This window comes from Puia sp., from assembly GCF_036500295.1.
Classification (GTDB): Bacteria; Bacteroidota; Bacteroidia; order Chitinophagales; family Chitinophagaceae; genus Puia.
Genome location: NZ_DASYCH010000103.1, coordinates 16,915 through 34,888, shown reverse-complemented (window position 1 = coordinate 34,888; position 17,974 = coordinate 16,915). Strand labels below are relative to the sequence as shown.

General features: G+C 54.7%; 16 protein-coding genes. 10 read left to right on the top strand and 6 right to left on the bottom strand.

Annotated features, from left to right (window positions below; genetic code table 11):
- The first annotated feature begins 38 nt into the window (after positions 1-38).
- From VGM48_RS20040 to VGM48_RS20030, 3 genes are all read left to right on the top strand, one after another.
- Entirely contained in the window at positions 39-812 is a 774-nt protein-coding gene (locus tag VGM48_RS20040; RefSeq protein WP_331582211.1) for an NUDIX hydrolase, read from the top strand.
- 151 nt (positions 813-963) lie between these two features.
- Entirely contained in the window at positions 964-3,426 is a 2,463-nt protein-coding gene (locus VGM48_RS20035) for a gliding motility-associated C-terminal domain-containing protein (protein WP_331582210.1), read from the top strand.
- 64 nt (positions 3,427-3,490) lie between these two features.
- Entirely contained in the window at positions 3,491-5,824 is a 2,334-nt protein-coding gene (locus VGM48_RS20030; RefSeq protein ID WP_331582209.1) for a serine hydrolase, read from the top strand.
- On the opposite strand, the gene VGM48_RS20025 is transcribed toward VGM48_RS20030, so the two are convergent.
- Positions 5,821-7,164: a Fic family protein gene (locus tag VGM48_RS20025; RefSeq protein WP_331582208.1), complete on the bottom strand. Its 1,344-nt coding sequence runs from the start codon at positions 7,162-7,164 to the stop codon at positions 5,821-5,823. The two genes, VGM48_RS20030 and VGM48_RS20025, sit on opposite strands and share 4 nt — an antisense overlap.
- A gap of 119 nt (positions 7,165-7,283) precedes the next feature.
- Between VGM48_RS20025 and VGM48_RS20020 the strand changes: the two genes are divergently transcribed.
- Positions 7,284-8,147, top strand: a complete 864-nt coding sequence (locus VGM48_RS20020; RefSeq protein WP_331582207.1) for a glutamate--tRNA ligase family protein — start codon at positions 7,284-7,286, stop codon at positions 8,145-8,147.
- Here the strand turns inward: VGM48_RS20020 and VGM48_RS20015 are convergent.
- The 3 genes from VGM48_RS20015 to VGM48_RS20005 all read right to left on the bottom strand — a co-directional run bounded on the left by VGM48_RS20015 (position 8,053) and on the right by VGM48_RS20005 (position 10,550).
- The gene (locus VGM48_RS20015; RefSeq protein ID WP_331582206.1) at positions 8,053-9,042 is read right to left on the bottom strand and encodes a nitrilase-related carbon-nitrogen hydrolase; all 990 of its coding nucleotides are present in this window, start codon (positions 9,040-9,042) and stop codon (positions 8,053-8,055) included. The genes VGM48_RS20020 and VGM48_RS20015 overlap by 95 nt on opposite strands.
- A 38-nt stretch (positions 9,043-9,080) precedes the next feature.
- The gene (locus VGM48_RS20010; RefSeq protein ID WP_331582205.1) at positions 9,081-9,530 is read right to left on the bottom strand and encodes a DoxX family protein; all 450 of its coding nucleotides are present in this window, start codon (positions 9,528-9,530) and stop codon (positions 9,081-9,083) included.
- 180 nt (positions 9,531-9,710) lie between these two features.
- The gene (locus VGM48_RS20005) at positions 9,711-10,550 is read right to left on the bottom strand and encodes a methyltransferase domain-containing protein (RefSeq protein WP_331582204.1); all 840 of its coding nucleotides are present in this window, start codon (positions 10,548-10,550) and stop codon (positions 9,711-9,713) included.
- Positions 10,551-10,617: 67 nt separating this feature from the next.
- Between VGM48_RS20005 and VGM48_RS20000 the strand changes: the two genes are divergently transcribed.
- On the top strand, positions 10,618-11,394 hold the full coding sequence (locus tag VGM48_RS20000; protein ID WP_331582203.1) for an NUDIX hydrolase: 777 nt from the start codon (positions 10,618-10,620) through the stop codon (positions 11,392-11,394).
- Here the strand turns inward: VGM48_RS20000 and VGM48_RS19995 are convergent.
- The gene (locus tag VGM48_RS19995) at positions 11,391-12,011 is read right to left on the bottom strand and encodes a dihydrofolate reductase family protein (protein WP_331582202.1); all 621 of its coding nucleotides are present in this window, start codon (positions 12,009-12,011) and stop codon (positions 11,391-11,393) included. The two genes, VGM48_RS20000 and VGM48_RS19995, sit on opposite strands and share 4 nt — an antisense overlap.
- Positions 12,012-12,129: 118 nt before the next feature.
- Here VGM48_RS19995 and VGM48_RS19990 point away from each other — a divergent pair, with 118 nt between their 5' ends.
- The 4 genes from VGM48_RS19990 to VGM48_RS19975 all read left to right on the top strand — a co-directional run bounded on the left by VGM48_RS19990 (position 12,130) and on the right by VGM48_RS19975 (position 16,012).
- Positions 12,130-14,022 (top strand): hypothetical protein, encoded by a 1,893-nt coding sequence (locus VGM48_RS19990; protein ID WP_331582201.1) that lies wholly within the window; start codon positions 12,130-12,132, stop codon positions 14,020-14,022.
- 122 nt (positions 14,023-14,144) lie between these two features.
- Entirely contained in the window at positions 14,145-14,486 is a 342-nt protein-coding gene (locus tag VGM48_RS19985) for a plasmid mobilization protein (RefSeq protein WP_331582200.1), read from the top strand.
- Positions 14,476-15,372, top strand: coding sequence for a relaxase/mobilization nuclease domain-containing protein (locus VGM48_RS19980; protein WP_331582199.1), 897 nt, complete (start codon positions 14,476-14,478; stop codon positions 15,370-15,372). Before VGM48_RS19985 ends, VGM48_RS19980 begins: the two co-directional genes overlap by 11 nt.
- A 19-nt stretch (positions 15,373-15,391) precedes the next feature.
- On the top strand, positions 15,392-16,012 hold the full coding sequence (locus VGM48_RS19975; RefSeq protein WP_331582198.1) for a hypothetical protein: 621 nt from the start codon (positions 15,392-15,394) through the stop codon (positions 16,010-16,012).
- Between the two features lie 10 nt (positions 16,013-16,022).
- Here VGM48_RS19975 and VGM48_RS19970 read toward each other — a convergent pair whose 3' ends face one another.
- Complete coding sequence (locus tag VGM48_RS19970; RefSeq protein WP_331582197.1) at positions 16,023-16,859, bottom strand: hypothetical protein; 837 nt, start codon at positions 16,857-16,859, stop codon at positions 16,023-16,025.
- 61 nt (positions 16,860-16,920) lie between these two features.
- On the opposite strand from VGM48_RS19970, the gene VGM48_RS19965 reads away from it, so the two are divergent.
- Positions 16,921-17,967, top strand: a complete 1,047-nt coding sequence (locus tag VGM48_RS19965; protein ID WP_331582196.1) for an aldo/keto reductase — start codon at positions 16,921-16,923, stop codon at positions 17,965-17,967.
- The last annotated feature ends 7 nt before the right edge of the window (positions 17,968-17,974 follow it).

Sequence of the window (17,974 nt, the reverse complement as noted above, 5' to 3'; positions counted from 1 at the left end):
TATGCGCGGGATCGGTTTTTTAGGTTATTTTGAGATCGATGAAGAGAGACGAAAGTTTGGAAGAATGGCTGGATAGAGTTGACCAGGATTACCTGGCTCATATCTCGCTTGACTGCGTGGTTTTTGGATTTCATGCGGGTCAGCTGAAGATCCTTTTATTGAAGATGAAGCATGAGGACCGGCGGGCGTTACCGGGCGGTTTTGTCATGAATGAAGAGACGTTGGAGGATGCGGCGATCCGCACTTTGAAGGAGCGGACGGGGCTTGAGAATGTGTTTCTGCAGCAGTTCCGGGTATTCAGCGATCCGCGGCGGAGTGATCCCGACAACCGGGCGGAGGATCTGAAGCGGATCGGGATCGACCCCGGGAAAGCGCAGTGGTTTGCACAGCGGTTTATCAGTGTCGGGTTCTATGCGTTGGTGGAATTCTCGTGCGTGGTGCCGAGGCCGGATCTTTTATCGGACACCTGTGATTGGTATAACCTGGACGAGCGGGGTCCGTTGATCCTGGATCATGACGGGATACTGGAAGAAGCGTTGGATACCTTGCAATCGCAGCTGAACTACCAGCCGGTGGGGTATAGTCTTCTTCCGCGCAAGTTCACTCTGCCGGAGCTGCAAAAATTATATGAGGCCATTCTTGGAAAAAAGCTGGACCGGCGGAATTTCCAGCGGAAGATCTTTTCCTATGGCATCCTCCGCAGCCTGGATGAGAAAAGGACGGGGGTGGCCCATAAGGCCCCCTATCTTTATAGCTTCGACCTGCGAAAGTACCAGAAGGCTCTTAAGCTGGGTTTGCAGGGAGGATGGTAATCAGCCCCTTATGCTTCGTTTTGGCTGGGGCGGCTTTTCCTATCGAAAAAATAACTTCGGATCGAGTAAACTCTAACGAGAAATCCTTCGTAATCATAACTGGACGAAGTATTTTTAGGTACGAGGGGAAGCTATAACCAGTGTTATCATCATGAAGACTTTTTTACCTGTTTGTTGGCTGCTTATTATCTCTATTTCCGGTTTGTCGCAGGCGCAGGTATGTCCGTTGAACAGTAATTACTCCTTTGGCAATCTTACCCACTGGGCGGCTTACACGGGGAACAACGCCGGCGGCAACGGTCCTTCGGCGATCAAACAGCGATATGACTCGACGGTTGGCGCGCCAACGGGCACTGTCGGGACATCGACCATTTATGAATACAACCTGCCTTCCGTTGCGGGTATCCAGATACTTTCCAATTCCACCAAGGACCTGTACGGCGGCTTTGCCACGATACCGACCATCAACGGGTATAAATACACCAATTCCATTCTTCTTGGCAGCACCTCGATCACGAGGAGCAGCAGTGCGGGTTCGGGTGGGGGATATGTCCGCGGCGTTTCCATGCAGATCAACGTGCCGCCGGGCGCGCCGGGAGAGCCCTATACGATGACCTATGCTTATGCGATGGTCCTTGAGAACGGGACACACAACTCGAATGATCAGCCTCTTTTCTCGGCTACGCTGGCCATCGGGGGCAATGTGGTCGAATGTGCGTCGCCCAGATATTTTCTGCCGACCTTCAACAATGCGAATCCCCGGAATGCGAATGCCACGCTGGATTCCGCGCTTGCCAAGAGCCAGGGCTTTTACCTGAGTTCGCATGCTTCGCCCAATGCCAATCCGAACGGCCAGGGCGCGGGAGCGAGCGAGCATCTCTATGATGTATGGGCGAAGGACTGGACGGAGGTGACCTTTGACCTTGGGCCTTACCGGGGGCAGCTGGTGACGCTCACGTTCGAGACGGACAACTGTGTTCCCGGCGGACATTTCGCCTATTCGTATCTCGCGTTGCGGAATACCTGCGGGGGCTTGCAGATCAGCGGTCCGCAGTCGGCCTGTATCGGCAGTACATTGATCTATTCGGTGCCGGCACTGGCGGGTGCGAGTTATCAATGGCAGGTCCCGCCGGGCTGGTCGGTCGTTTCCGGTGCGGACAGCAATATCCTGAAGGTGCTGGTGACCGACAATGGGGGGACGGTCACGGCGCAGGAGGCCAATAGCTGTGCTACGCTGAACGCGTCTCTGGACGTCGTGCCGGTGCCGCCGACGATCGCGGGGGCGGTCGGCAGCGATAACGAGGTCTGTTCGGGGAACAACGATACGAAGCTGACGCTTGCCGGCAACCGGGGAAGCGTGTTGAACTGGCTTTCCACCACCGATGGGGTCAATTATACGTCGATACCGAATACGACGCCGAACCTGGATGCCCTCAATCTTACGGCCACCACCACTTATGTGGCGGTGGTGCAGAACGGAGAGTCCTGTTCTATCGACACGGCGACGGCTGCGAAAGTGCTGGTGGACCCGCAGACCGTGGGCGGCTCGCTCAGCCCGGCGAGTATGCAATTTTGTATCGGGCAGAACAAGGATGCCCTGCTGACGCTGACGGGGGAGGTGGGAACACCGGTGAACTGGCAGTCTTCGCCCGACGGGACCAGCTGGACGGACCTTGCGCCGCCTGTCGTGGACAGCATCTACGAGCTTTTGAATCTGACGAGCGATATCCAGTACCGGGTTGTCGTAAAGAGCGGGGTGTGTCCGGCGCAGAACAGCGATCCGGCGGTGATCAATGTCGTGAGTACGCCATTTCCGCAGGCGACCGCCGAGCCGGCGGATACGCTTATCTGTTATAATACCAAGGCGACTTTGAACGCCACGATCTCGATCGGCACGAACTATAGCTGGACGAATGCCAGTACGCTGACCAATCAGGGCAACGGGAATGTGCCCTCCCTGCCCTTTATCCTACAGGCGACCGCGAGCCCGCTGTCGACGACGAACTATGTGTTGAGTATCGAGAATGCCGGCTGTCCGAATCTGTTGAAGGATACGTTCCATGTCCGGGTGCTACCGCCGATCATTGTCGACGCCGGGCATGATACGTCGGTGGTCATCAACCAACCTGTCCAACTGTATGCTTCTTCCAACGATACGACGACGCCCGGCGGCGATGGCTGGCAGTGGACGCCGTCAATCGGGCTGGACAATCCGAATATTGCCAATCCGATCGGCATCTATACGCCGGAGACGGATTCGGTCAGATATCTTGTGACGGCCACCTCACAGTATGGGTGTACCGGGTCGGCGGAGGTGCTGGTGGTCATCTTCAAGACGGGGCCAAATATCTTCGTGCCCAATGCCTTTACGCCGGGAGGCCCGACGAACAATATCTTCCGGCCGATCCCCGTGGGGATATCGACCCTGCAATATTTCCGGATATTTAACCGATGGGGTCAGCTTGTCTACAGTACGACGCAGATCGGGCAGGGATGGGATGGCCGGTTGAATGGCCAGCCTTTGCCGTCGGGTTCCTATGTTTGGATGGTGCAGGGTATCAGCTATACCAAACGGACCATTTTCCACAAGGGGGTGATGGTGCTTGTGAGATAGCCGGGACGCGTTGCGCGGCTTAAAATGGCGAAAAAGGGGTATCTTTTGGCTCATAACCCACAGCATGAGAAGCCTTTTCATCTACCTGTTCTTTATTTGTGTTTTTTTTCCGCGATCGATCTTTGCCGCCGATACAGCCGGGATGCGCCGGGAGATCATGACCGTATTCGCGCAGCAGCCACAGGCGAGCTTTGCCGTGGCTTTCCGGGATCTTTCCAGCGGAGTTTCCTTTTTTATCAATGAACACGAGCGTTTTCATGCGGCCAGCACGATGAAGACGCCCGTGCTGATCGAGGCGTTCAAGCTGATCGCCGGGCATCAGCTTTCGTTGTCCGAGCCGATTCTTATCCATCTTGACTTTATGAGCATCGCCGACAGCAGCCGGTTTATCCTCGACTCGACCAGCGACAGCGAGCGGGAGCTTTATGGGCTTGCGGGTCAGCGACTCCCGTTGCGGGAGTTGTTGTACAAGATGATCACGGAGAGCAGCAATCTGGCCACGAACCTCGTGATCGAGCGGGTCGGGGCCCAGCGGGTGATGGCGACGATGAGGGAGATGGGGGCGAGGGAGATCCAGGTGTTGCGGGGAGTGGAGGATACCAAGGCCTTTGAAAGGGGGATGAACAATACGACGACGGCTTATGATCTGATGGTGTTATTTAATGAGATAGCCACGGGTAAGGCCGTAGATGCGGCCTCGTGTGAGGCGATGATCGCCATTCTGAAGGACCAGCATTTCAAGGAATCCATTGGGGGCCGACTACCTGCCGATGTGCTGGTGGCCAGCAAGAGCGGCTCGATCACTGCTGTCTGTCATGATTCGGGGATCGTGTTTCTGCCGGACGGGCGGAAATATGTCGTCGTTCTTCTGTCGAAGGGGATCACCGACGAGGGTGTCGCGCATGACCTGCTGGCGACCGTGAGCCGCATCATTTATGATCATGTAGCGGGACCCGGCCGGGGGCCTGATCTTTCCGCAGCGATCCCGGTGGTGAACAAGTTATACCGGGCTTATGCGGAAAAGAACCATTATCCCGGGATGGTCTATGGCATCGTTGCGGGTGGCGACCTTGTCTACAGCAATGCGGTGGGCTGGACCGATGTGCAAAAGAAGATCGCTGCCGGCGCGACCGCCGATTTCCGGATCGCATCGATGACCAAGAGCTTTACGACGGTGGCGATACTGCAACTGCGGGATGCGGGCAAGTTGAAGCTGGACGACCCGGCGTCGTTGTATATCCCAGAGCTGAAAGGGCAGCATGGACCGGCTTCGGATGCGCCGGAGATCAGCATCCGCAACCTGCTGACGCATTCCGCCGGATTTCCCGAGGACAACCCCTGGGGAGACCGGCAACTGGAGGCGACGGATGAACAACTGATGGCCCTGGTCCGGGAGGGAATTTCTTTTTCCAACAGCCCGGGGATGTATTATGAATACAGCAATCTTGGTTTCACGCTGCTGGGGCATATCGTCGGGAAGGTGAGCGGGATGTCGTATGAGCACTATATCACGGAGCATGTGTTGAATCCGCTTGGGATGACGCATACCTATTGGGACTATACGAATGTGCCCGCGGATAAACTGGCCCATGGGTATCGGTGGTTGAACGGCGAATGGGTGGAGCAGCCGATGCTGCATGATGGGGCGTTTGGCGCGATGGGCGGTCTGATCACGTCGATGGAAGACTTCGCGCGGTATACGGCCTGGCAGTTATCGGCCTGGCCTTCCCGTGATGGCGGAGATGAGAGTGTGCTCAGGCGCAGCTCCCGGCGGGAGATGCAACAACCATGGATGTTTAACAGCCTGAATTCGAAATTCAGTTATAATGGGGTGGAGGCCTGTCCGGTCACGTCGGCGTATGCCTATGGGATCCGCTGGTCGAAGGACTGCAAGGGCCGGACGATGGTGGGGCATACGGGCGGGCTGCCGGGTTTTGGGAGTAACTGGATGATCCTGCCGGATTATGGGGTCGGCGTCGTTTGTTTTGCCAACCTGACGTATGCGGGGACATCGACGATCAATATGCAGGTGCTGGATACGCTGATCACGCTGGCGCATCTCAAGCCCCGGGAGGTGCCGGCATCGGCCATCCTTGTCGAGCGGCGGACGGAGCTGGCGGCGTTGTTGCCGGATTGGGACCGTGCCAAGCAGAGCGGCATCTTTGCGGTGAATTTCTGGCAGGACTATTTTGTGGATTCGCTGCGAAAGGAGGCGGAGGGCTTGTATGCGCGGGTCGGGAAGATCATGCGGGTCGGGGAAATGCATGCGGAGAATGGATTGCGCGGGTGGTTCTTATTGGAGGGGGAGAAGGGGAACCTGGAAGTAAGGGTTACGCTGACGCCGGAACATTCGCCGAAGATCCAGGAATATCATATCCGGATCGCGCCTGTGCGTTAGGGAGTGGTTTGGTTTGGGGTGATGATCCTCTTTTCTCCGCCTTCAGTTAATAAAAATTGAATTTTGTTACCGCTTTTCCGGGGTTCGAGGATGCCTTTTGATACCAGGTAATTGAGATCGGTGCGTGCGGTCTGGTTACTTACGCCATATTTATTTTGTACTTCCGCTACCGAGAAAACCGTTTTTCTGTTATTGAGTATTTCCTGGATCAGTGCCATTTGTCTGTCATTGTAGTCGGTATTTCTCAGAAGAGTGAGAATATCCCTTTTTTCGCGATTCTTTCTTTCTATATATTTTTTTAACTCATTCAAGGAGTTTTCGATGCATTTAAGATTATACAGTATGAAATAGGTGAGGTCGTTCGCATCTTTTTCAGTATGCTGATATGCCCGGGCATATTGGGCCGTTGAGCCCAGGATTATCCTTGAGACAGACATGTATTCGATCAGCCAATATCCCTTTCTGATCAGATACCAATAAAACAATGCCCTGGCAGTCCGGCCATTACCATCGGCAAATGGATGAATATACCCGATCAGGAAATGGACAATGATCGCTTTTGATATAGGATGTAGAAAAAAATCTTCTTTGCGTACATCGTTGGCGAATTGGCATAGTTCGGTCATTAGATGCCCGAGATCCTCATTTGGCGGCGGTGTATGTAAGATCGCTCCGGTCTGTACGTCAATTATGCGAACATCGTCTGTTGTACGAAAGGCGCCTTCTTCGTTCTTTTCGGCTAACGTATTGTTGGTAATGATCCGGTGGATCTGAAGGATTGCTTCGGAGGTGACACTTTCATCTTTGTTCTTTAGGATCCATTGCATCGCCTCGTAATTATTCACGATCATTTGTTCTGAGACATTCCTTGGTTTTCTATTGCTTTCCAGCATTTCTTTGGCGACTTTTCTTGTGGTTGCCGCTCCCTCCAGCTGGCTGGATGCTATTGCCTCCTCCATTAAGGAACTGATAAGATAGCGTTGCTTTTCTTCAGATGGAATAATGTCACTTGCATTCAGACTACCCCCAAGGCTTAGATCAAGTTCATGCAATTTTTGTTGTACGATGGATGGGGTATTGATGTACAGATCGAATTTGCCATGACAATTGAAATTGATCTTCTTTTGAGTGATACTGCGTTTTATTTTGACTGTTTTCCATAGTCTTTTAGCGTCGAGGGTCCAGTCTTTTGCCAGGTATTTCCATTTTTCCCAATAGGGATATGCGGAGTCATTGATCCCGGTAACTTCCGAATACCTATTGTGGACGATCAGATCGTCCAATAATTCCTTAAATTCCCAGTTCTCGGCAATAAATGGAGGGTTCTCAATTTTTCTCATTTACTCCTAATTTTTAGCAAATTAGGAGTAATTATTGGATTGTCTCCTAAATATTTAGGAATTAGGAGAGATTTATATTTTGTAATGCATTGACAGATATTGAATTATAAAACTCAGAAATGGATTATCGGAGAACGAGGATCGCGCCTACGCCCAGTGGGTTTCTGCACGTGGGGAATATCCTTTCTTTTTCGCTTACCGCGGCGCTGGCGAGGAGGAGCGGGGCGTCGATCCTGCTCAGGATCGATGATCTCGACAGGAGCCGGTTCTTGGTGGAGTACCTGGAAGATATTTTCGAGACGTTGCGTTTTCTGGGGATACCCTGGGATGAGGGACCCATGGATGCGGGCGATTTTGAGCGGAACTGGTCACAGGTGCACCGGATGGAATTGTATGAACGTGCGTTAGGATTATTGAGGGAGAGCGGGGCGATGTTTGCGTGTTCCTGCAGCAGGAGTCAGCTGACGCAGGCGGGAGGGCGATATCCGGGGACCTGCAGGGAGCGGGGGATCACTTTGGATGCGCCGGAGGTGAGTTGGCGGGTGGAGACAACCGGGGAATTGCCGGCGGAGATGGACGATTTTATCGTTCGGAAGAAGGATGGGTTGCCGGCGTATCAGCTGAGTTCGGTGGTGGATGATATCCATTATGCCATGGACCTGGTGGTGCGGGGTGAGGACCTGCGGGCTTCTACCCTGGCACAATTGTACCTGGCGGATGTGTTGTCGGGGGCGGGAATGCGGGAGGCCGCGGCCTTTCGCGGGGTGCGCTTTGTTCATCATCCGCTGCTGCTGGGGGCGGATGGGGAAAAACTGTCCAAGTCGGCGGGTGCGACGTCGATCCGGTATCTGCGGACGCAGGGTTTTGCAGCCGGGGATGTCTTCTCGCTTATTGCACGTTTATCGGGCCTTGAGGAGCCGGTTCGGGATTGGGAGCAGTTAGCCACACAACTTTTTGCTCGGGGGTATGGGCCTCGCCAATGATATCCCGGTATAGCTGAGGGCGGCGAGCCAGGCGATAGCGATAGCCGCCGGCGAGCCGGAGTTTTTCCGGGGTGAGCACCGCGATGGCGATGTCATTCCCGAGGTTGCGGCATTCGGCGATGATGTCGCCGAAGGGATCGAGGATCATGGAGCAGCCATTCTTCAACTGGTCATCGTCCATCCCGATGGCGTTTGAGAATACTGCGTAGATGGCGTTGTCGTAAGCGCGGGCGGGGAGCCATTTCATTAGCCATTCGCGGCCTTTGAGTCCGTCGAATTCGATGCGGAGCGAGGTCGGGTCGGTGTCGCGGCTGGCCCAGAGCTTTGGGTCGACGAAGCCGGCGCCGGGACGTGGTGAAGGCGTGCACATGGTGACATGCGGCATGAAGATGATATCGGCGCCCAGCAGAGCAGTGGCTCTTACATTTTCAATGATATTGTTATCATAACAGATGAGCACCCCGCATTTCCAGCCCTTGAGGTCGAAGACGACATATTCATTTCCGGGGGTGAGGTGGGGGTTGATAAAGGGATGAAGCTTGCGGAATTTGGCGATGAGTCCATCCGGGCCTACGGCTACATAGGGCTTGTACAAATTATTCTCCCTGTCTTTTTCGAAGAGTCCGGCCAGGACGACGATGTTGTTCTCGCGGGCGATCGTGGTGAGGGCCCGGATGCTGGGGCCGTCGGGGATGTGCTCGGCGAGGTCGAGCATCTGGGGCTTGTTTAGAGTACGCGCAAAGGTATAGCCGCTGATACTGCATTCGTGGAAGGCGATGGCGTCGGCGCCGGCTGCGGCGGCTTTGGCGGAGAGATCGCGGATGATCGAAAGGTTATGTTGTTTATCGCCGCTGGCCATTTCGAATTGGGCCGTGGCGATGGTGATATTTTTCATTGCCTGAAGGTAGGATTTTTTGGTCCCGGAGGTTCCATTCATGCTCTGGAAGCGGGGTTTTTCGTCCGGAGGTGGTCGATGCTCCAGCGGTAGCCGGGTTGGGTCGCGAGCAGGAGGCTGGCGGCGCTGACGGTGAACACGGAGTAGCCGAGTGGCGAGGTGAACCCGTCGGCGATGGACATGAAGAGGGCAAAACAGAAAGCGAGCCCGAAGCTGGCGAAGGCGGCCCAGCGGGTGAGGAGGCCGATGGTCAGCAGGATGCCGGAGGTTATTTCGACGATCGTGGCAATGACGGCGAACGCTTCGGCGAGTCCGGAGGGAAGGAAATACATCAGATGGTGGGCGTGGGGCGAAAAATGGCTCCAGTCACCCCAGCTGACCCAGGGTTTGCCATAGGGGCCCCAGGCGCCGAGGCGGTCGAGGCCGAAGTAGGTATAGGCGATGCCGAGAGAGAGGCGGAGATAGAGTTTGGCCAGGGATGGAAGCATGTACATTTATTTGGTGCAAAGATGGTTGATTGGCGGGATTTTTCAGGGGCCAGACAGGAGAAAGAGGGTAGACCAGGATTCGAAAGACGAACGGAGGGTATCCGAGCAAAGCGAAGGATAGGGACGAGTAGGAGCGTGGCGAAGCAGCTCCGACGAAGTTCGCGGATGACAGGAAGAGGGCTAATGCTGGTAACAAAGGAACACCGATTCGGTTGGCTGGGTTGCGTAGATGCGGAATTCAGCGAGGTCTTCGGGGTTGAGGACGTGGACGTTGAAGCCGGCTTTTGCGAGGCGGCGCAGGTAATCGGCGAAGGCATAGATGCGGACATGGTCTTGCTGGCCATAGAGGGCGGCCTGTCGTCCGGGGTCGTCGATCTCCGGGTCTTCGAGTGTGGCGGGAAGGGTTGGGGAATAGGGCACCTGGAGGATGGCGATGCCTTCGGGGGCGAGGACGCGATGGATCTCGTGCATTGCCATTTGATCTTCGGGGATATGTTCGAGGATATGGTTGGCGATGACAAGATCGAAGCTATGGTTGTTGAATGGCAGGCGGGTGGCATCGGCGTACCGGATCGTGGGATCGATACGGGTGTAGAAACGGGGAGCGGTATCGACTGTGGTGATGGAAGCGTGGTGCTTTAGCCAGCGATAGAGATTTTTTTCGGGGGAGAAGTGGAGGATGCGGGCGGCGGGGGCCAGCGGCAGATATTTTTCGATGACGGCTTTTATCAGGCGTTCGCGGTTTTTGCTTAGACATCGGGGGCAGTATACGTTCTGGCCATAGCCGGCGATGACGTTGTTGCCCTGGATCGCGGGGGCGATGTCGGGGCCGGGAACTTCAGGGACGAATTTTTTGTATTCGGCGCCGCAGAAGTTGCAGGTCAAGCCCGGGCCTTTGTGCGGGCGGTATGTGAGCTTGTAGAGTTGGTTGGTGAGCCAGGTGCGGCCAGCGCGATAGGAGGTTTGCAGCGGGTGGTAGAGATCTGTTTTTTGGAGGATGGATTTGAGCCGGCGGTTCATGCCCCAAGATACGATGTCGCCGAAGTATTATACAGTAAATTCAACCAAATAAAATTAATTTTAGGATATGAGCAGAGAAGAGGAGCTTAAGGAATTTATCCTGCATGGGTATATCCAATATATCCCGCATGTCTCGATAGACTGTGCCATTTTCGGATATCATGAGCGGCAGATGAAGGTGTTGCTGATCAAGCATAAATTTTTAAACGGGTGGTGTTTGCCCGGGGGATACATCAAGCGAACGGAGAACCTGGTGGAGGCGGCCAACCGGAATGTGAAAGAGCGGACGGGCATCGACGGGTTGTTTCTGCAGCAGTTTAAGACGTTTGGCGATCCGAACCGGGTCAAGCTGGATGGGTTTGATGTGGAGAAATGGTTTGCGGTTACGGGGATCAGGATAACGCGGGACAACTGGCTGGTCGATCAGACCATTTCGGTGGGGTTTTATGCGATTACCGACTTCGTTTCAAGCGTTCCTCAGCCGGATATTCTGGCGGATGATTGCGCCTGGTTTGATATCCATGAGATCCCGCCGCTGGAGTTCGACCATGATGAGATGGTGAAGGAGGCGCTGCATACGATGCGGGTGCAGTTGTATCATTACCCGATCGGCTATAGCTTATTGCCGGAGAAGTTCACGTTGGCGGAGATCCATTCCTTATACGAGACGCTGCTTGGGAAGAAGCTGGACATCAGCAATTTTCCGAAGAAGCTGATCGCGCTTGGGTTGTTGAGAAAGACGACCGAGAAGCGGAGTATCGGGGCGCACCGGTCGCCGCATCTTTATAGCTTTGATAAACCATCCTATGAGAATGCGTTGAAGGAGGGGCTCGTGCTGAGTTAGGGGTGGGTTGCGGAATAGCTGATATGGGTGACCATTGGGGATGCGATGGTGTTTGTGATGTTGAACAGGTATTTTGTTTTATCCACGCCGTCGAAGAACCGGATGCCGCTGCCGATGAGGACGGGGGCGATATGGAGGGTGAATTCACCGACATAACCGGCGTTAAGATATTGGCGGATACATTCGGCGCCGCCCTGGATGCGGATGTCTTTGTTTCCGGCGCTTGCTTTTGCTTTTTCATAGGCGCTTTCGATGCCGTCATTTACAAAATAAAAAGTGGTGCTGCCTTTTTGGACCCAGGGTTGACGTTTTTCATGGGTCAGCACATAGACGGGAGCCTTGAACAGATTTTCCGGCCAGCTGGCCTCGCCTTCGTCGAACATCCTTTTTCCCATGATATAGGCGCCGGTCCTTGCTATGGCGTTGCGGATGAGGGTTCCGTCGGCATCGTCTTTTTCGCCGCCGGTGGTGTTCAGGTGTTCCCAGAATGCTTTTTGGATGAACATCCAGTTGTGGATGGTGGTGCCATGGTCGCCGAGGGGATTTTTGGGGCTTCCGTTCGCACCGGCAATGAATCCGTCGAGGGAGAGGCCGATGTCGAAGAATGTCTTGCTCATAGTCGTCGTTTTTTTTATCAAAGTTATCCTAACTGCTGCAGCCGGAAAATACCCGGGACCGACATTTAATGGGGGTGATTGCGACAAATTCCCGAATTTGCCGGACATAAACCATTCTATGTCTTCATCTCTTCCTGTTCTGCCCAACGGAATTCAGCATATCGCCCTGAGTTTTTCCGGCGGCGGCTACCGGGCTGCTTCGTTTACCCTGGGTTGCGTTTCCTATCTGAACCGGACGCATTATGCGGGTCTGCCGCTGTTTCACCGGGTAAAATTCATTTCTTCGGCATCGGGTGGATCGATTACCAATCTTGTCTTGTGCAGTATGTTGCGGGAGGGGAAGCGTTTTGAGGATGTGTATAAGCACCTGGTCGGGCAGATGCAGGGATGCCAACTGGTGGATGCCGTTTTTGCCGTCTGGAATGACGAACGGGCCTGGGTGGAGCGGCCGGATAAGACCCGAAATTTTATCAATGCCTTTTCCCTGGTTTATGACCGGGAGTTGTTCAAGGGGCAGACCTTCGGAGTGCTTTGGGAAAAGCCGGCGAACGGCGGGTTTGTGGTGGAGGAGTGCTGTGTCAATGCGACGGAATTCAACAACGGGCTGAACTTCCGGTTTGGAACGAAGGGTGAGCTTGGGAACGACTTTCTGCATTTCAGGGCGAGTGGGATGGCGGCGGCCAAAAAGATCCGGCTGGCGGATATCCTCGCCTGTTCGTCGTGTTTTACCGCGGGTTTTGAGCCGGTGATGTTCCCTTGTGATTTTACCTGGACGAACGCGGCGGGCAGTCTGACGGAGCAGGAACTATCGGCTGCGATTGTCGCGGACAATACATATAACGAGAGTTCGGCGGATGTGGAGGATGGGATCCAGGAGATCGGCTTTATGGATGGGGGCATCGATGACAACCAGGGCATCTATGCTTTTTCGCTGGCCGATGACCGGAAAAAAGGCTATGACTATGATCTTTATATTCCCTGTGATGTAAGCAGTAACTATCTCAGCAAGCCGTTCCGATATCCAAAGATCAAAGACGTGCCGCTGCTGAAGCGAAGTCTTACGGACTACGGAGCGCAGCTGAAGCGGTGGAGGGTTTGGTATGGGGTGGGTTGTCTTATAGGGCTTACGCTTGCGGTGGCCTTGCTGGCGTTTGGGGTGGTTCCGGGATTGGGATGGCTGTTGCTGGGGTTCAGCCTGGCGGCGATGGCGTTGCCGGCGGGGTTGTTCCTGGTCCTGCGAAAGAAACTGAGGGGAGTATTGCATAGCGTTTTCCCGCCGGCGACGGGGGGAGAACCGAAGGGGATGTTCGAGCTTGTATTCAAGAAACATCTGGGGGCGTTTCTGAAAATGCCGCTGCGAAACCTGGTGGCGATACTTGCAGCGCGGGGATCCTCCGTCGTGTTGCTGGCGACGACGATCTTTCTGAAGAAGATCAGGCGGGTTAGCTATACGATGCTGTTCAAGGAAAAGGGGCTGGATGTATACCGGTCGCTCGTGAACGCCAACAATGCGTTGGAGAAACCGGGGAAGATCGAGGCGGGAAGATTGTGGAACGATCATATCGCGATGACCGCCGTCTATCAGTTGTCGACAAAGAATGCGGCGCAGCTGAAAAAAGATCTTGGGCGTGAGCCGTGGGGTGATGATACGGAGGCATGGCCCGGCCAGCTGTTGGATGAATTTATCCCACCTTCCGACAAACTGCGCGCGGTGGTGGACATTGCCACGGAGATGGGGACGACATTATGGTTCGATATGGAGGACCAGGAAAGGAAGAGTTTGCCGAGTTTGCTGGCGGCCGGTCAGGCGACGATCTGCTTCAATCTGCTGCGGGTGAGCTTCCGGTTTGGGAATGCCGATCCCGAATGGCTGGAGCTGCGCAAGCGGCTGGTGGAGGATTGGAAGCGATTTAAGGAAGAGCCGTATTGGCTGTACAATGAATATAGCCGGACGGCAGGGAATAAAAAAGAGTTTTATGACAGCCGCGAGGCGGAGGACCTGGATGACTAGCCTGTTTTGAGTGGCGACTGCCGGAGTGGCAGATTTTTTCACGTTGATTTATAGCCGATTAATTTTTCAGGACGTCTGGCCGTTGGCCCGGCGTCCTTTTTGTGCTATGCCAATAAAAAATTATGACAAAGAAAATTGGCAGGCCACCGAAGGCCAGGAAGCAGGAGAAGATGATCGGCTTCTTTATGACTAAGATGCAGTACTTCGTTATTCAGCAGAAGGCGGCGAAGGCCGGGGTGAATATCTCCGACTATATGCGTCAGGCTGCGGTGAATGCGCAGGTAAAAGCGAAATGGACCCCTGAGGAGCGGGTGATGGTTCGACAACTGATCGGGATATCCGTGGACCTTCACCGGTTGGTGGAGGCGGCGGGAAAGGAGGGCGTGACGCATGCGGCGCTGTTGTTTGTCAGGTATCGGGACATCATGGATTCCATCATCAAAACTTTATGTCATGATCGCTAAGACCTTTCTTACTGCCCAGGGTTTTGGAGAGAGTTGCGCGTATGTCTGCCAAACCCAATCGAGGGCTGTTATTTTGACAGCGGAAGGGGTCCGGGTGCATGACGTGAAGTTGATGGCGGCCGATTTCGAGTGGCAGCATGGGCTGATGCCGGAGAAGGAGAAGCCGGTGTATCACTGTGTGCTGAGTTTTTCGCCTGGGGAGCGGGTGGAGGATGAGCGGTTGGCGGAGTTGGGGGAGCGGTATCTGGAGAAGGTGGGGATGGCCGATACGCAGTATGTTCTTGTCAAGCATACGGATAAAGAACATCTGCATGTTCATATCCTTGCCAACAGGGTCAATAATGATGGTGAGCCGATCGGCAAGGGGTTGATCATCGAGCGGGGGATCAAGGCGGCGAGGGAATTGACGGAGGAATATGGACTCCGGCGGGAGGCGGGCAAGCGACTTGATCGGACGCATCGGGAGGCGTTGCATGAGCCTGACGCGAAGCGCTATCATATCTATGAGGCGATTCGGGAGGTGTTACCCCGGTGTGGCGGGCTGGATGATCTGGAAAAGGGGTTACTGGAGGTGGGTATAGGCGTTCGGTATCGGTGTGATGCCGAGACGGGTGAGCGGCAGGGGATCAGCTTCCGGTGGGATGGGGGCAGTTTTAAGGGCAGCAGGGTCGACCCGGCCTTTTCTCTTGGGGGATTGGAGCGGACCCTGGCGTTGCAGCAGACGTTGCGGGAGGAGCAGGCGCTGCGGGAGACGTTACGCGAGGAGCAGACATTGCGGGAGACGTTGCGGGCGGGGCAGGGATTGGACCAGGAGCAGCAGCAACAGCAGGAACGGGAACTAAGGCAGGAACAGGGATTGCGCCGCGGGATGCGGCATGGATTGTAAACCATTTAAACTCTATTTTATGAATGAAAATTTAAATCAACGGGAGGTAACGGGTACGTCCCTGGATGGTGAGGTGTTGAAGGTGTTGGTAGACAAGACGGTGGACAATGGGACGGCGATCGCGGAAATTCAGAAACAGATAAGACAACTGAGTCCGGAAAAAATGGCGGCGGGATTGGATCAACGGATGGGGGTATTTGAAGAACGGGTTGGGAAGTCGCTGAATGTGATGGCCGGGTTGCAGGGCAGCATCGAGCGGTATGTTGAATTCTTCCGGGGACCGACGACCAAGGAAGTGCATCACCGGCATTTTTTAGGTTGGCCGATCGCCGTGTTCCTGGGAATGTTGGTTGTCATGGGACTGGAGTGGATGTTGTTGATGAATGCCTGGGGCAAGTCGGACCTGCGCGCAGAAAACGATGTGTTGTGGCGGGCGGCGAAGTTATCGGATGATTCGACGGTGACGCGGGCGCTGGACAAGGTGAAGCGGGATTATGATGCCGGACCGGAGCAGTTTGGAAAAGACGTGGCTACGGAGGAGGAACGGCGGGCGGAGTTGTTTGCGAAGTGGATACAGGTGAATGAGCAAATGGGGAAGATCCATGCGTTGCAGCAGGAGAAGAAGACGCCCGGCCGGTGAGTTGCGCCGGTTATTTTGGGGCTCGCAGGTCGCGGATCTTTCTTTCCGCTGCCGAGGTAATAGCTCCCAGGCCGGCCTGGTAGGTGAACTCCGAGATATTGGATAGGGCGGCGATAAGTTTACTGCGTTCGGCATCGGTGTGAAAGGAGTAGAGATCATTGTCTTGATAGTCCTTCAGGATGTCGAGCCAGGTATCGGTGCTTTTGCCGGTGAGGGCCTGGAGGAAGCGGGCGATGGCTGGTTGTTTTGCTTCCTTATCGAAGGGCAGTCGGTCGATCCTGGAGTCGTTGGCCAGGTCGAGCAAGATGAGCACCTGTTTTTTTGAGAAGACGCCTTTTTCTTTTCCCGTGAGTTCTTTGGCGGGGGGCGGTGTTTTGGTGATGGCGGCTGTGTTGATGAATTCGGGGTCGAGGATCTTTTGAAGGGCCGTAATAAAAGCATTTTCGAAGTCGTCGTCGGCGGCTGCAAGGAATTCGTAAAGAACGGAGGAGCGTTGATGGACGAGGATATGATTGATGGTATGCAGTTCCATCTGGGTATCCGGGCTGATGAAGTTCGGGATACGGGAGAGGAGCATATAGCTATAGTGTTTTATCCAGTGGGAGGAGCGGTATTGCAGGATGTAACCCTGGATAGAAGGAAGCGCGTCGGGGGAGTTGCCGCGGCGTTTTTTATAGAGTTGGAAGAGCCGGTAGTGGCCGAGCAGGCGAAGCCGGACGGAGCTGGTGTACCAGCCGATAAATTCCAGCCAGCGGCAGGCGAAGAGGCTGGTGCGGGAGGCGAAGCGGTCGAACCGGTTGTAGTTGTGGTTGGGATTTTCATCGGTGCGAAAGAGGCGCGGGTCCATCAGCGATAAGGTTTGGATAGGAAGATATGAAGGATCCGTAACTTTGTGAAAATTTAATTTTATGGAATACAGAAGACTGGGGCATTCCGGGATCCGGGTGCCGGTGTTAAGCTTTGGAACAGGAACATTTGGCGGGAGTAATGAATTTTTTAAGGCGTGGGGCAGCACGGATGTGAAGGAGGCCACGCGGCTGATCGACGTCTGCCTGGAGGCGGGGGTCAATCTTTTTGACACCGCGAATGTTTATAGCGGGGGCGTGGCGGAAGAGATCCTGGGCCACGCCATCAAGGGGCGCCGGGATAAGGTGATGATCTCGACGAAGGCGACCTTTCCGATGGGAGACGGAATAAATGAATACGGCTCTTCCCGTCTTTTTCTGATACGGGCCTGTGAGGACAGTCTGAAGCGACTGGGCGTCGACCATATCGATATCTATCATATGCATGGCATCGATGCGAATACACCTATGGAGGAGACGTTGCGGGCGCTGGAAACGCTTGTGCAAAGCGGGAAGGTGCGCTATATCGCCTGCTCGAATTTTTCGGGATGGCATCTGATGAAGTCGCTTTCGATAGCAGAACGGTATGGGTGGTCGCGGTATGTGGCGCACCAGGCCTATTATTCCCTGCTGCACCGGGATCTCGAATGGGAACTGATGCCGCTGGGAATCGATCAGGATGTAGCCACCATCGTCTGGAGTCCTTTGTCTAGCGGTAAGCTGTCGGGTAAATACCGGCGGGGGAAGCCGATGCCGGCCGATGCACGGGTAGCGCAAGGCGGGAGCCCGGTGATGGGAGCGGATTCGGACGATGAGCGATTGCACAGGATCGTGGATGTGCTTGATGAATTGAGCCAGGAAACGGGGAAGACGATTGCACAGGTTGCCCTGAACTGGCTCCTGCAGCGGCCAACGGTTGCCAACCTTATCATTGGAGCAAGGAATGAAGAGCAGCTGAAACAAAACCTCGGGGCTGTCGGTTGGAATTTGACGATCGACCAGGTGAAGCGGCTTGACAAGGTGAGCGAGGTGTTGCCTGCGTATCCTTACTGGCATCAGCGGCAGTTCCCGATGCTGAATACGGCGCCGGAGTTGTATCCGAAGTGGTAGGCGGCGG